This is a genomic window from Candidatus Saccharibacteria bacterium (genome assembly GCA_016700375.1).
In the GTDB taxonomy this organism is placed as follows: Bacteria; Patescibacteriota; Saccharimonadia; order Saccharimonadales; family UBA4665; genus JAGXIT01.
In genome coordinates this window covers 546794-559961 of sequence record CP065016.1, presented here as the reverse complement: position 1 = coordinate 559961, position 13168 = coordinate 546794, and the positions used below count along the sequence as shown (strand labels likewise).

Below are 13168 nucleotides of genomic sequence, written 5' to 3'. Positions count from 1 at the left end.
ATACATCGGGCTGGTCATTAGTGAGTGCACTGAGTATCTTGTTATGCTCTTGCTGGGTTGCTCCTAGATTGTATGCTCAAGCCAACCTTCAGGCGGTCGGTCAGCCCGCACTATAGAGCCGGTGCTGATCCCACCCATACTTTTTTGTTCCATCGTCGTCCCGACCCCACAGGGCAGACTCCATGTTGGGATCCTGCTAGATGCAAATATGTTGAGATCTTTCTACGGACTTAACACTGAATTCATTTCAGTGCTCAAGATGACACCCAAAACGTCCGCGTGGGTTAGGAGCAGGTGTTTTTCATCAGGGGCAGATGGTATAACACGAGTTTCGCACTTTCACCCATTCAACCGGGCAGCCAGCGCAAGCTGGATGCCTGGTTTTATGACCTCCCAATCTTGTTGGTATAGCGTCGTTTGGTCAATTAGCCTTCTCTTATGTTTTCGTACCCAGGTAAGCAAAGCTAACCCAATGTGGTTTCTTTGGGCTCGGCCAAGATTGGCCTGACAGCGGGATAAGCCACAGGTTTGTTTGAGTTCTCGATGCAGTACCTCGACACTCCAACGGCGCTCGAAGTATTTCTTGACTTGTTCGCGGGTGAGGTCAGTACGACTTGTACCAACATAATCCGTGCGGCCGTTACTGGCCTCAAACCGGAAGACTCTGATCCACCCATAGCCTTTCAGATATGTCACCAAGCCTGTATCTGGTATATCTAACTCTCTGAGCTGGATATGTGGCTTACCGACTAACCGGTTGCTCCTCAGCCCCATGACCCAGTCCCAGCCATGAGAGCGAACTGCCTTAAGGTTTTTTAGAGAGCCGTACCAGCTATCCGCAACAACCATCTCCGGGCGTAGCCCTCTCTGTCTTGTGCTACTCAGCATATCCTGGAAGTGATCATTCTTAGTCTTGCCGTCTTCTGGCGGGTTCCAGATGCGGTAGTCCATAGGAATGTAGTGTTCTGTATCTACTTGCCACAACGCATTTACAACGCCAATCCCTCTGGTGATGTCATGCTTACTTCCCGCATACTGCCAGTTCACAAGCTCCATCTTGCCGCTTCGGCTTTTGTCGATGACGACATCATCGAAGACCAAAATGCCAGGAGTGGCGCGAACTTCCTTAAGCGGCAGCTTGCCACAGGTCTTTGGGCTGTATCTTTTCAGATGCTAGCCAACGGGAGACGCTGTCGTGAGAGAGCATGGCATTGTCTGGGGCTACTTCGCTCAAGCTGAGCGCAGAATACCGTGAGGAGGTGACCTCCAGGAATGAGCAGTACAGCTCACGAGAACATTTTGAACGAGACATGTTTATTTTCCTTGTTTACGAAAAAGCATGACTGACGTCATGCTTCTAGGCTAGCAAAGAATTGGGGAGTGCGAAACTCGTGTATAATTCAGGTATGACTACAAGAGCAGAGACGGTCGTGGTCAACACATTACGAATTGTGCTCGTGTTGCTTATTATTGCTTGCACAGGATGGTATTTTCTCCACCCAGCACCTCGTTCGCCTAAATACATTCGCCTGCAGGCTTCATTCGCGGTGTTATTGCCCACAAACAAGTCGATACGCTTGCAAGACTGGTATTATAACCCTAGCGACCAAACTGTTAGTTTTGTTGCATATGTCAATAACCAAAAGGTTGTTTTCACAGAGCAGGCTTTGCCACTACAGTACAGGGATGATAGGGCGGCCTACGACCGCTTCATTGGTTCGTTGAAGCCAGTAGCAAACTTTCGTAGTCCACTTGGGACGGTTTCACTTGTGCGTATGGTTGAGGTGGGGACGTACACGCCAGGTGGAGACTCAGCTATCCTTGCCGCACAGGGGACTCTGCTGGTTGCGCATCCTCCTGACCCAATTACGCAAGATGATTGGGGCTTGCTCTTTAGTACGCTCCGAGCCGAGAAGTAGTATCCTAGTGTAGCCGTGGCCGGACATAAGCACGTAGTACCGCTACGTGTCAGCAAGCGGGCAGAACAGTATTTGGGTGAGGACAAGGGCTTGATGTTTATGTTGAACCCGAGTTATGCGTAACGAACAACGAAGAAACTGTGGATAACTGGGGTAAAATCCACAGTTTGAGCAAAAAATGTGCACAAAAAGTATTGCATTTGCAAAAGCATTAGCGCATACTTGTCTGCAGATTTCCCGTGTACTTTGCGGAGAAATCAAAAACTTCAAACCAAACAAAAACAAAAACGTATCAAACGAAAAGCAGGCACTCTCGCAAGGCCTGCTTTTTTAGTACCTTAAATGCATTTTAGGCGAAATATAAATAGAATGAACGAAACGTAGTTTTTTAAGCAAGATGGTAGGTGCTAGGGGGCGCTTAGATGTATAAGTGAATTCATTAGTTAAAGCGCAGTAGCAAACCGCAACTCGGCTAGCAACCAGACCTATGCAAGGACCGTGACAAATTTTTCAATTTCGTACAATTTCTAATCATTCCAAACCTATTTGGTTAGATCTGTCGGGAAAAGCTAGCATGGAATACACATATAACAAAAATGCACCCCCCATTTTTTGGAAGGTTAGCCGTATACAGAAGGAATTTACAGGGATTGCTAAGGTGATAACAGGTACATAGACCGTTCGAGGTCATGGGTATTATGGAGCTAATAAAGTAAATAAGATTAAAAGGCTGGTATTATGGGGTTATGTACGATGGAGACTTCTGGTTTACGACGAGGCTTACATCTGATACGCTAGAGTGAGAAAAGAGGGTAATCGTTTGGCCTATATAGTAGCCATCACAAACCAGAAGGGCGGTGTCGGCAAAACAACCACCGCTATAAATCTGGCTGCTCAGCTTGCCACAAATGAGCGGCGAGTTGTGTTAGTAGACTTAGACCCCCAAGGAAACAGCACAAGTAGTCTGGGGATAGACAAAAACACCCTTGCTAATTCATTGTACGACGTACTACTTGGCCGGGTAGACACGGCAGATATTGTGAAGACAACAAAAACCCATAATCTTTTTGTGTTACCGGCTAGTCCTTCGCTGGCACAGGCAGAGGTTCAACTCGTCGATGTGCAGAACCGTGAAACTCGGCTCAAGGAAGTAATGAAGAACGTCGATGCTGAAGTGGTCGTTATAGATTGCCCACCGGCTCTAGGACTTTTGACCATAAACGCTTTGACTGCTGCACATAGTGTAATCATACCGGTACAGGCAGAGTATTTTGCCCTCGAGGGTTTAAGTCAGCTCATGCAAACTATGCAGCTCGTAAGGCGTAGCCTGAATCCCGGCCTGCATATTTTCGGTGTCGTACTTACCATGTTTACCAAGCGTACGGTACTCAGCGAGCAGGTAAAGCAAGAGGTAGAAAAACACTTCGGAGATAAGGTTTTTCATAGTGTTATCCCGCGTAATATTCGACTCGCCGAAGCGCCTAGCTACGGGAAAACAATTTTTGAACACGATAGGTGGAGCAAGGGTGCGCGTGCATATAAGGCGCTGGCTCAGGAGGTGGTGAAACGTGGTAATTTATAGTAATTTTCCGGTGAAAGCTCATAAGAATTGGGCTTTGCAGAGCTACCAACAGTTTCGCGACTTTAGGGGGCAAGTGCTATGAGTGTTAAATCGGGGTTAGGACAGGGACTCGGAGCGCTTATACCGCAAGATTTCGACACGGAAGTATTGCTTGAGGCGGGAGAGCGTGTATTGCAAGTATCGCCCGAAAAGCTCGCGCCAAATCCACAACAGCCGCGGACGACCTTCGACGAGCTTGCGCTCGATGAACTTGCGGCGAGCATAAAACGACATGGGATCGTCCAGCCGCTTGTGGTGACCGAAGTAGGAGACGGCTATGAGATCATAGCTGGCGAACGAAGGTGGCGCGCTGCACGGCGGGCTAGACTTAAAACCGTACCGGTTATCGTCAGAAGTATGCAACAACAGGAACAGCTTGAAGTGGCACTTATAGAAAATGTCCAGCGGGTTGACCTGGATGCGCTTGAACAAGCGGTATCGATTGAACGCTTACATCAGCAGTTTAATCTGGCGTATAGCGAGATCGCCAAGCGTCTCGGAAAATCAGAGCCAACCATCAGCAACACAATTCGTTTGTTACAGCTGCCGATAGCAGCAAAAAAGGCTCTTCAGTCGGGAGCAATTAGTGAAGGGCATGCGCGGCAAATTCTTGCACTGAAAGGGCAAGCTGAAAAACAAGAAGAACTCCTTAGGCTGATTACGACTCAGCACTTGAATGTGCGACAGGCTGAGCGTTTTGTAAATTCGCTTAAGTCAGGTAAAAACAACGAGAGTAGTACTCGTCGAGCGGTCGGGGTTGAGAATAAAGAGACAGCTTCACTTAGTAGGCGATACAAAACACCGGTCAAAATATACCGAACTGCAAAAGGTGGACGTCTTGAGCTGTACTTCAGTTCGGACGAAGACCTAAGCCGCCTTATTAACGAGCTATCTGTATCATAGACCTAACAAAATCACCTTAGTATTTTTCTATGGCGTTCAGGGGAAGTATTCTGGCAACAAGTTTGCCAACAACTTGGCTTGTTTGAATCGGTCCAAAGCGTCTTGAATCGAGTGACTGGGGTCGGTTATCTCCACACACGAATAACTCGGTATCTGAAAGTGTTACTTCAACATCGTCTGTTGTAGGGGGTATGGCGGTTTTGCTGCCATATGGTAAGGATACATCTGGCTGAAACCCTTGAGGATGCTCTGTATTGTATACCGTAACTACATTGTTCTTTATGACGACATGGTCACCGGGAAGGCCGATAACACGCTTCACAAGCTGTTTTTCGTCACTGCCGCTGCCAAAACTTGCCAGTCCGGACTCGTTTAATATGATAATATCACCCCTGTTAGGGACGTACTGGTGGCCAGTAATTTTTGACCATGTGCGACCAAGTTTCCAGACAATCAGGCGGTCATTATTTTGTAGGGTTGGTTCCATGCTTGGGCCGTCTACTTGGTATGACTGGAAGACAAATAGTGTTAGCAGGATTGCGATAATTGGTGCGAGAAGCAGAATACCTACCGTGGAAATAATACCTCGTAGACCGTTTGATTCATTTGAGCCGGAAGCATCCGATGAGTCAACTGATGTAATTGGTGAGTCCTGTTGGTCCATGTTGTATTAACTATACTGCACTACCGGATTTGCGCAAAATTTGTCAACAACAAGGGTTTACTGGCAAAAGCATTACCGGTATAATTATGTGTTACCGACCTATGAATACAAAGAGACATCAAAAAGATAGTATTTCCCGTGCCAACCTAGATGGGTTTATTGGGGTACGGCGTAACTACGCGGCGCCTGAATATGAGGCCATGCCTTCCATTACAGTCGATAAGGTGCAATTACCACTCCCTGCTACTTCCAAGAAGGCAACTTCGACGCAAAAACCCATATTTGAAGGAGTTTTTCAGGAGGAATCAAATACAATGCAACATTTTGATTTGCCTCGCTACGTTGCCCCGGTACGCCCCCTGAAACTCGTTCGCAAGAAAACCCAATGGCGGCGACGTCTATTGCAGTTTTCAGCAGTTAGCGCCAGCCTGACTATTGTTTTTGGTGGGGTGCTTTTTTGGCGAGGATATACCAACTTGCATCGTGTTTTTCAAGGTACGAACACGGTTGCAGCCCTAAGTGCAGAAAAAGTTGCGCCAGAACTGCTTAGCGGTGAGGGTGACGGGCGAGTAAATATACTAATGATGGGTGTTGGTGGCAAGAATCACCCCGGTGGTGACCTGACGGACACGCTCATGGTGCTCAGTGTTGACCCCGTAAATAATAAAGCTGCAATGCTCAGCGTGCCCCGTGACTTATGGGTAAAAATGCCGGTTAACTATTTTGGTTCATACCAGAAAATCAACGCCGCCTACAGTAGTGGAAAATACAAATACCTCGGAAAAAATGACATGTCAAATAATAACCAGCAAGCGGTAGAGGCAGGTTTTGCGTCGGTAAGCGAGGCAGTTAGCGGGGTCTTGGGCATTAATATCAACTATCATGTGCTTGTCGACTTTCAGGCATTTGAGCAAGCGGTGGACACGGTTGGTGGAGTCACGCTTGATGTAAAAGAGCAGCTCTATGACCCAACCATGGCTTGGGAGAATACAAATAACCCGGTTCTTGCGCCACAAGGTATTCAAAATATGGGTGGGAAACGAGCACTAATGTATGCTAGGTCTCGTGAAACTAGTTCAGATTTCGCACGCTCAGAAAGACAGCGACAGCTGTTAATCGCACTCAAGCAGAAGGTGCTTACAATGGGTACGTTGAGTAGCCCTGCAAAGATAGATGGTTTGTTAAATGCGTTCGGTGATAACGTCCGTACAGACCTAAGCCCCCAAGCAGCGAACCGCCTTGTGTCAATTATGCGAGGCATAGAGGACAGTGAAATTGCATCGTTGAGCTTAACATCGCCGAATAATCTTGTTACAACAGACCGGGTTGGCGACAGCTCTGTCGTGAGGCCTAAAGCGGGTTTTGACACATATAGTGATATTCAGTCATATGTTCGCTCGCAGCTTCAAGACGGGTATCTTGTGAAAGAACGGGCAAATGTGTATATTGTTGCCGCCTCGGAGAAGCTTCGTATGTCTACAACCGATATGTTGAGCGGGTATGGGTATGCTGTATCTGGCTCCACAACTACTCAAGGCATACCCGTCGGGACAACGATTGTCGACTTAACTGATGGCGCAAAGCCATACACTCAGCATTACCTACAGGATAGATATGGTATTGCTGCTGTTGACGAATTACCTCAAGGCGTAAACGTTCCGGTTGGTGTGCAGTTTGCTATAATAATAGGTACATGAGGCCACTAATTACAAAACTGAAGCCCAGTAAGGGTTTTTCTCACGCGGTTTATCTGCTGCTCAATGTTCTGCTTCCGATTATAGTATTTGCGTTGGTACGTTCCGGGTTTGAGCAGGTTGCTCTTGTAGTAATATTGCTCAGCAAATGGCGTATGTTTGCAGTTCGACCGCGTTTTTGGCTTGCAAACATTCGAACAAATGCCATCGATATCATTGTGGGGCTTTCGGCGCTAGCGCTTATGGACGGTACTGACACGATGTGGTTGCAGGCTGTTTATGTGAGTGCGTGGGTGCTATGGCTTGTTTTTGTAAAGCCGAAGCATGACGTGTTTTGGGTTTCTTTGCAGGCGTTATTTGGCCAAGTCGTCGGCCTGATGGCAGTTTTTTCGGCGTGGGACTATATATCCCTTATGGGATTAATAGCGGCGGTTGGTTTTATTTGCTTTTTTGCCGCTCACCACTTTTTCTATAGCTTCGAAGAAACGCATATTCGGCTCCTTGCCTACATATGGGCATATTTTGGAGCGGCGCTTACATGGATTTTAGGCCACTGGCTCGTGTACTACTATGGGGTGGTTGCACAGCCAACCCTTATACTTTCGGCTATGGCATTTAGTATTGGGACTTTGTATTACTTAGACCACTTCGATAAACTGTCGAAGCTGGTTCGTAGAGAAGTTTTATTTATACTTATTACGGTACTTCTCGTAATTATTGCTTTTTCGGATTGGGGTGATAAAACTATCTAATTCAGCATAGTTTCAGGAAAAATTGTTACAAGGGGGGTGTATGGATAGAGATCAAATAATGCAAGCCGACAGAGACAGTAAAAAGGCGAGTGTCCTCAGCAGAATACTGATAGGGCTTATTATCTTAGCAGTTAGCTTTGGCGGTGGGTGGTTGGGCGCAGCAAGCTATGGTAACGACAGCGATACGCGTGCTATTGCAGAACAAAAGAAAGTCGTGACAAGTACGGCAAACCTCGTCAGCTCCATTGCCGAAACGGTTGGCGAAAGTGTCGTTTCTGTTAATGTTACCTCGCAGTCGACGGGTTCAACCTATGGAGGTTTTTTTGGGTTTGGTTATGGTCCATATACGCAAGAAAGTGCTGGTACCGGTGTAATACTTAGCTCCGACGGGCTCATACTGACAAACCGACACGTAGTTCCAGCGGGTACGACCGATGTCAGCGTTACGCTGAGCGATGGTACGGTGCTAGAAAAGGTAAAGGTTATTGCGCGGACCAACACGCGCGATACCCTTGATATCGCATTTCTAAAGGTTGAAAATGATGAAGGGAAGAAGCTCGTTGCTGCCAAACTTGGCGACTCAAGTAAGATGCAGGTTGGCGACGCAGTTGTGGCGATTGGCAATACGCTTGGTCAGTTCCAGAACACGGTGACGAGCGGCATTATTTCGGGCTACGGGAGAAGCCTGGTTGCAGGAGATGAGTCTGGTGGCGGGGCAGAAAATCTTGACGATATGTTTCAGACCGATGCGGCGATAAACCAAGGTAATTCGGGTGGACCGCTGGTAAATATGAATGGTGAAGTAATAGGGATAAATACAGCAATTGCCAGTGATGCCCAAACGGTTGGGTTTGCTATTCCTATCAACAATGTGAAGGGCCTCATAGACAATGTGAAGAAAAGTGGCAAGCTAGAGCGACCATACCTTGGTGTTGTCTATGTGATGCTTACTGATGATATTGCAAAAGAGTATAATCTTAGCGTCAACCGAGGAGCTTATATTCCTAAGGCAGAAGATATGGGCAGTGAGACTATTCTAAAAGATGGTCCAGCTGCAGACGCAGATATACAGGAGGGCGACATCATCACAAAAATAGACGGCGTTGCGATTAATGAAAAATCTAGCCTGCTCTCTGTTTTGAGTAAGCATAAAGCCGGTGACAACGTAGAACTTACTATTGTACGTGGTAGTAGCACCAAAACAGTGAATGTGAAGCTTGGTGTTGCACCGGTAAGTTAGTCGGCTAGAAACAGCTGGGCAAGACCATCCGAAGCGGTTAGCCTAAACGAATTATTTCTGGCAATTTGTGCAAGCTGGGCGTGTTGTTCGGTAAGTGACTCGGTAACAATGCACCTAGCTCCTAGCCCTTTTACTTCCGAGAAAAGTCTGCGGAAAAGTTCTAGTCCATCACTGCCTCCAAATAGGGCAAGGGTTGGTTCATGGGTGGCAGCATTGTTAATCGGGTAATCATTTGGAACGTATGGTAGGTTGGCGAGGAGAATTGAATCTTGAATCTTGAAGCTTGAATCTTGCATACTGTTTAGTAAGTCACTCTCAAGGAATGTGATATCTGCGACTAGTTTCGTTGCATTTTGTTTTGCGACACGTAAGCATTCATGGCTACTATCGAGTGCTACGACCGTACTGTTTGCCAGCTCTAACCTGGCCGTTATAGCAAGACATCCGCTACCAGTACCGACATCGATAATTGTGGTTCGTGAGTCTGGGCCCACGAATCGTTTTAGTAAGTCAATCATGCTTTCAGATTCGGGACGGGGTACAAGCACATGTTTATTCACCATAAACTCACGGCCATAAAATTCACTTTTCCCGCGAATGTAGGCAAGAGGTATATGCTTACTCCTTTGAGCAATTTTTATATTCAATTTTTTTAAGACCGACCCCTGTATACAGTACTCGGAGTGCGCTAAAACCCATGCTTTATCGTGCCCAAGTTCATCGCTTAGCAGCACCAACGAGTCGAGCCGCGCGGTCTCGATGCCACACATATGCAACTGGTTAGTTGCCTCACGTAAAAACCGATCAATGCTTACCGCCATGCGGCTACTATACCAGTATTCTAAACAGTCGTGCGGTTTTTTCTGACCAGGTCAAATAGTTGGCGAACCGAATCGGCTATCTGCTCGCTATGAATTGTGAGTGTTATAGGCTGTTCCTTGAAGGTAATGATTGTCACTTTGTTTTCTTGGACGACCCACTCTACGGGGGCAGTATACGAACCTGGTATCAGCCACGTTCTCTCAGCTATGCCTTCCATGAGTTCTCGTTCTTTTGGATGGGCAGAGCGCGTTTTTGCATCTGCTACCGAAATGACTCTAGATTGTATGCCCCGACTGCGTTTTTTGACGCCAAAATCTTTGTAAAATTCTTCACCCATGTAAGCGCTGTCGTCTGGCGATTGTAAATATTGCTGATCTTGACCACATTCTATGATTTCATCATATACGGCAGCTATGCCTTCGCGCCCGAAACGGGTTACAACTCCTGGGGTATTGCGTGTTTTAAAGAAGGTGTCGATAAGTTCTGCCACGTTTTCGTGTACAAGTTTTTCGCTTTTTTGAACTTGCTTTCGCCGCTTTTCCACCAGTGTCTCTAAGGCAGAGGGGTGGATAGCTTCGTAGGTGGTTTTTTTGCCATCAATCTTTACGACCAAACCAAGTGCCATCAGCCTCTCGCAGAGCATGTACGTATTCGTGCGTGATTCTCCGGTGCTTTCGGCGAGCTGAACGGGCTCGCACGGGCCTTGTTGCAATAGTGCAAAATATGTCTTTGCCTGTGCTTCGGTAAGCCCGGCGTGTCTGAGTGTTTGTATGACGTTGTCCATGAAAAAATTTTAATACACGAAATAATTATTGTAAATATCATTTTGACAATTATATGCAACAGTAACAGATAAAATTCTTTCGCAAATTGTATACTATTGACAGAAAAACGTATTTTTAGTATTATACAATCAAACCAAAAAATAACCAATTATTAGTCACTAAATTATGAAAATGAATATGCCGAGATAAAAGGCATGGTTAAAGGGAGAAAATAATGTCGCACGGAGATACTGGTAATCTTGCTTGGCCGCCGCCGTATGTAATGGATGGCTCGCTTAAGAGAGCATTTCAGAGTGTTCTAGGGGTTGGGTATCCGCCCACCGATTACACAACCTTTAAGTTGGGCAAAGAGCTGCTTACCCAGTTGCAAGATCGGGATCTGCAGCCAAATCCCGATCTGCACTTCTTAGACATGGCTCGCCACGTTGTGAAGGGGCTGCTTGACACAGCTAAGGGGTATAAGCCGGGATCATTGCGGGAAAGCGCCTATTTAGATTTTCGCGACGAAATACCCGATGCCATAAAAGCGCTATTACCACCTGAACACAAGCTTGGTGTTGCGGCTATGGATTGTGCTGGCTGGCAACCTGATCTTGCATGTCGAGCTGTGGTAGGGTGGGCGATCGAGCGGTCACTAGAAATTGAATAACAGTATATTAATACATAAGGAGAGAACGATGAGAAGAGGTATAAAAGATGTAGCGGTTGGAGTAGGATTGGCACTTGCGCTAACAGGTTGCGGTGGCAAACAAATGGCAGAAGTAGCAGATACTGGGTATGAACATGTGGTAGACTCTGCGTTAGGCGGTGCCGGCCCAGAAGGGGCGAAACATGCCGTTTTAGATTGCGTGGCATCACAGTTTCCTGGTAAGCCCGGGGTTTTGACCACTGAAAGCCCTCAGGTTTTAGACCAGTACACTGCTGTCAACGAAATTAATGCATCGAAACAACCGGGCGTGAAATATACCCTTGGTGGGGCTCTGGCAGATACCATACTAAAGGCAACTATCTACGAAAGTAGGGGTCGCACATACACATACGGACGACAGGGAAGAGCGGGGTTATGTAGCGCCGCACTGCTCAGTGGCGCGCTTAGCAAATCACCAGATGGTTTTAATGATTATGAAACATGGCTTGGCATGGAGAGAAGTCTAAGAGAAATGCCAGGTTTACGAACCGATATTGGTAACGAGGGTTCGCCGCGGGCCGTACAGGCTGGCGCAATAGCCAATTTCTGTTCTATAGCCATCGCAAATGCCGTGGACAACGGCGGAATAACCAGTATTACTGTTCCAACCATGCCCTCAAAATAGCCTGACGAGGAGCTAGGTTAGCAGGCTGGTAAACTGGTGCTTGGTTTTGACTATCCACGGTCTGATTTATCATGTCCAATCATTTCTCAGCAGGACCAACCAGTGGATTAGCGCGGTATCTACGGTTGCGCCGCGTAACGTCCGCTTGGCCGAAGAGAGTCAATCAAATAATGATAGATTTGATGCCATACTTTGCCAGAATTTCGTCGCCAGTTATCAGGGTTGCTTTTTCGACTTTGGCCTGCGCGACAATCATTCGGTCGAATGGATCTCGGTGCAGAAGGGGAAGCAGTGTCAGTTCTCGGAGCGCCGAATCAGATATAGCTAGTCTCCGGTAACCTAGCTGCTTAATGCTATCAAATAGTTCGTCCATTGATTGCTCTAGCTTGCCAATATTTACCTTAATACTTATTTCCATGAGTGATATGTCCGAAATGATCACTTCATCGGCGGTTGTTCCAATATTGGAGTTTAGTATTATATCCTTCACATCTTGCTTTAGGCGAGGACTATTACTCAAAGCCCAGAGCAAAACGTTGGTATCTAGAAGCAGTTTCATTCAGTAATGTCTTTATCAAACATAGCCATAATTTGCTCATCAGCTTTATCGTAGTCGTCGGCGAACTTTATTTTGCCCTCTAGCATCCCGAAGGGGCTAGGTCGTTTTGGGGAGCACTGTTCCGCAACTAGCATGAAACGAGTTGGCCCTTTACGTCCTCGTCGGGTTATGTAGACCTCTTTCCCGTCAGCTGCCTCGTCGAGCAGCTTACTAAGGTTAGTCTTTGCCTGGTGAACATTTGCTATCGTCATAGTTACATTCTAGCTAATATAGCTACATTTTGCAAGCAAAATTTGCAAAATCCAAAATAAAGTGTGAAAACTATTGACAAATCTTGAGAGAGAGAGAGAGAGTATCATACGTTATTATGTCCAGCAAAAACATTTCAATTCCATCTGTAGGATTAAACGAAGTTACTGATCCAGGTTCCGGTGAAGCTTCTAAGCTGGTAGTTCATGCAAATATATATTATTTGGCCGGAGAGGCGGCGCTATTGGCGGAGCTTGCGCCACAGCATGGAATACGTGCAGTCGTCATTACCGATCCAGACACAGCGGCAACTATATATGAAGCACAAGCTCACAGAAACATCCATAACGGAATAACCGACCGTAAGATTAATCCAATTGACTATGGCCATACGGCAAGGCAGTTTGTTGAAGATGGTGGTGCGTTAGTGCAATTTTTCTATCCAATGGGGAGCGACCTCTCCTCACTTTACCATGCCGTAGAAGCCGCGCAAGATGCTGGAGCTCCAACACCGCAAGCGGATGTGTAGGCTAATCATTTTTTAGGCTTTTAGTTAGCCATTTTTTATGATACCGCCTAGTCCAGTATTTACGCTTGAGGCTTGATAGGTTTGGCTGCGGGTAGAGTGGAGAGTTAAACTACGGCAC

The 13168-nt window shown here is 46.6% G+C and carries 14 protein-coding genes and 1 pseudogene; 9 read left to right on the top strand and 6 right to left on the bottom strand.

The window, feature by feature from the left end:
* Positions 1-339: 339 nt before the first annotated feature.
* Positions 340-1312, bottom strand: a pseudogene (locus tag IPP75_02995) (transposase).
* Between the two features lie 94 nt (positions 1313-1406).
* Here IPP75_02995 and IPP75_02990 point away from each other — a divergent pair.
* The 3 genes from IPP75_02990 (at position 1407) to IPP75_02980 (ending at position 4443) form a co-directional block, all read left to right on the top strand.
* Entirely contained in the window at positions 1407-1919 is a 513-nt protein-coding gene (locus tag IPP75_02990; GenBank protein QQS70077.1) for a hypothetical protein, read from the top strand.
* A gap of 820 nt (positions 1920-2739) precedes the next feature.
* Positions 2740-3501, top strand: coding sequence for a ParA family protein (locus tag IPP75_02985; protein ID QQS70076.1), 762 nt, complete (start codon positions 2740-2742; stop codon positions 3499-3501).
* Between the two features lie 78 nt (positions 3502-3579).
* Positions 3580-4443: a ParB/RepB/Spo0J family partition protein gene (locus tag IPP75_02980; GenBank protein QQS70075.1), complete on the top strand. Its 864-nt coding sequence runs from the start codon at positions 3580-3582 to the stop codon at positions 4441-4443.
* Between the two features lie 16 nt (positions 4444-4459).
* Here IPP75_02980 and lepB read toward each other — a convergent pair whose 3' ends face one another.
* Positions 4460-5107 (bottom strand): signal peptidase I, encoded by a 648-nt coding sequence (gene lepB / locus IPP75_02975; GenBank protein QQS70074.1) that lies wholly within the window; start codon positions 5105-5107, stop codon positions 4460-4462.
* Between the two features lie 101 nt (positions 5108-5208).
* Here lepB and IPP75_02970 point away from each other — a divergent pair, with 101 nt between their 5' ends.
* From IPP75_02970 to IPP75_02960, 3 genes are read left to right on the top strand one after another with little or no spacing between them, the layout of a single operon-like run.
* Positions 5209-6804 (top strand): LCP family protein, encoded by a 1596-nt coding sequence (locus IPP75_02970; GenBank protein QQS70073.1) that lies wholly within the window; start codon positions 5209-5211, stop codon positions 6802-6804.
* Positions 6801-7553, top strand: a complete 753-nt coding sequence (locus tag IPP75_02965) for a hypothetical protein (GenBank protein QQS70072.1) — start codon at positions 6801-6803, stop codon at positions 7551-7553. The genes IPP75_02970 and IPP75_02965 overlap by 4 nt, the downstream gene beginning before the upstream one ends.
* Before the next feature lie 40 nt (positions 7554-7593).
* Positions 7594-8793, top strand: coding sequence for a trypsin-like peptidase domain-containing protein (locus IPP75_02960; protein QQS70071.1), 1200 nt, complete (start codon positions 7594-7596; stop codon positions 8791-8793).
* Here the strand turns inward: IPP75_02960 and IPP75_02955 are convergent.
* Together IPP75_02955 and IPP75_02950 are read right to left on the bottom strand one after the other, a co-directional pair.
* The gene (locus IPP75_02955) at positions 8790-9614 is read right to left on the bottom strand and encodes a peptide chain release factor N(5)-glutamine methyltransferase (protein QQS70070.1); all 825 of its coding nucleotides are present in this window, start codon (positions 9612-9614) and stop codon (positions 8790-8792) included. The two genes, IPP75_02960 and IPP75_02955, sit on opposite strands and share 4 nt — an antisense overlap.
* 20 nt (positions 9615-9634) lie before the next feature.
* Positions 9635-10399, bottom strand: a complete 765-nt coding sequence (locus tag IPP75_02950; GenBank protein QQS70069.1) for a hypothetical protein — start codon at positions 10397-10399, stop codon at positions 9635-9637.
* Positions 10400-10614: 215 nt separating this feature from the next.
* On the opposite strand from IPP75_02950, the gene IPP75_02945 reads away from it, so the two are divergent.
* Positions 10615-11049 carry a hypothetical protein gene (locus tag IPP75_02945; protein ID QQS70068.1) on the top strand — a complete coding sequence of 145 codons (435 nt, stop codon included), beginning with the start codon at positions 10615-10617 and terminating at the stop codon, positions 11047-11049.
* 28 nt (positions 11050-11077) lie between these two features.
* Positions 11078-11713, top strand: coding sequence for a hypothetical protein (locus tag IPP75_02940; protein ID QQS70067.1), 636 nt, complete (start codon positions 11078-11080; stop codon positions 11711-11713).
* 163 nt (positions 11714-11876) lie between these two features.
* Here IPP75_02940 and IPP75_02935 read toward each other — a convergent pair whose 3' ends face one another.
* Complete coding sequence (locus IPP75_02935; GenBank protein QQS70066.1) at positions 11877-12272, bottom strand: type II toxin-antitoxin system VapC family toxin; 396 nt, start codon at positions 12270-12272, stop codon at positions 11877-11879.
* Entirely contained in the window at positions 12269-12523 is a 255-nt protein-coding gene (locus IPP75_02930) for a type II toxin-antitoxin system prevent-host-death family antitoxin (protein QQS70065.1), read from the bottom strand. Before IPP75_02930 ends, IPP75_02935 begins: the two co-directional genes overlap by 4 nt.
* 116 nt (positions 12524-12639) lie before the next feature.
* Between IPP75_02930 and IPP75_02925 the strand changes: the two genes are divergently transcribed.
* Positions 12640-13050 carry a hypothetical protein gene (locus IPP75_02925; protein ID QQS70064.1) on the top strand — a complete coding sequence of 137 codons (411 nt, stop codon included), beginning with the start codon at positions 12640-12642 and terminating at the stop codon, positions 13048-13050.
* The last annotated feature ends 118 nt before the right edge of the window (positions 13051-13168 follow it).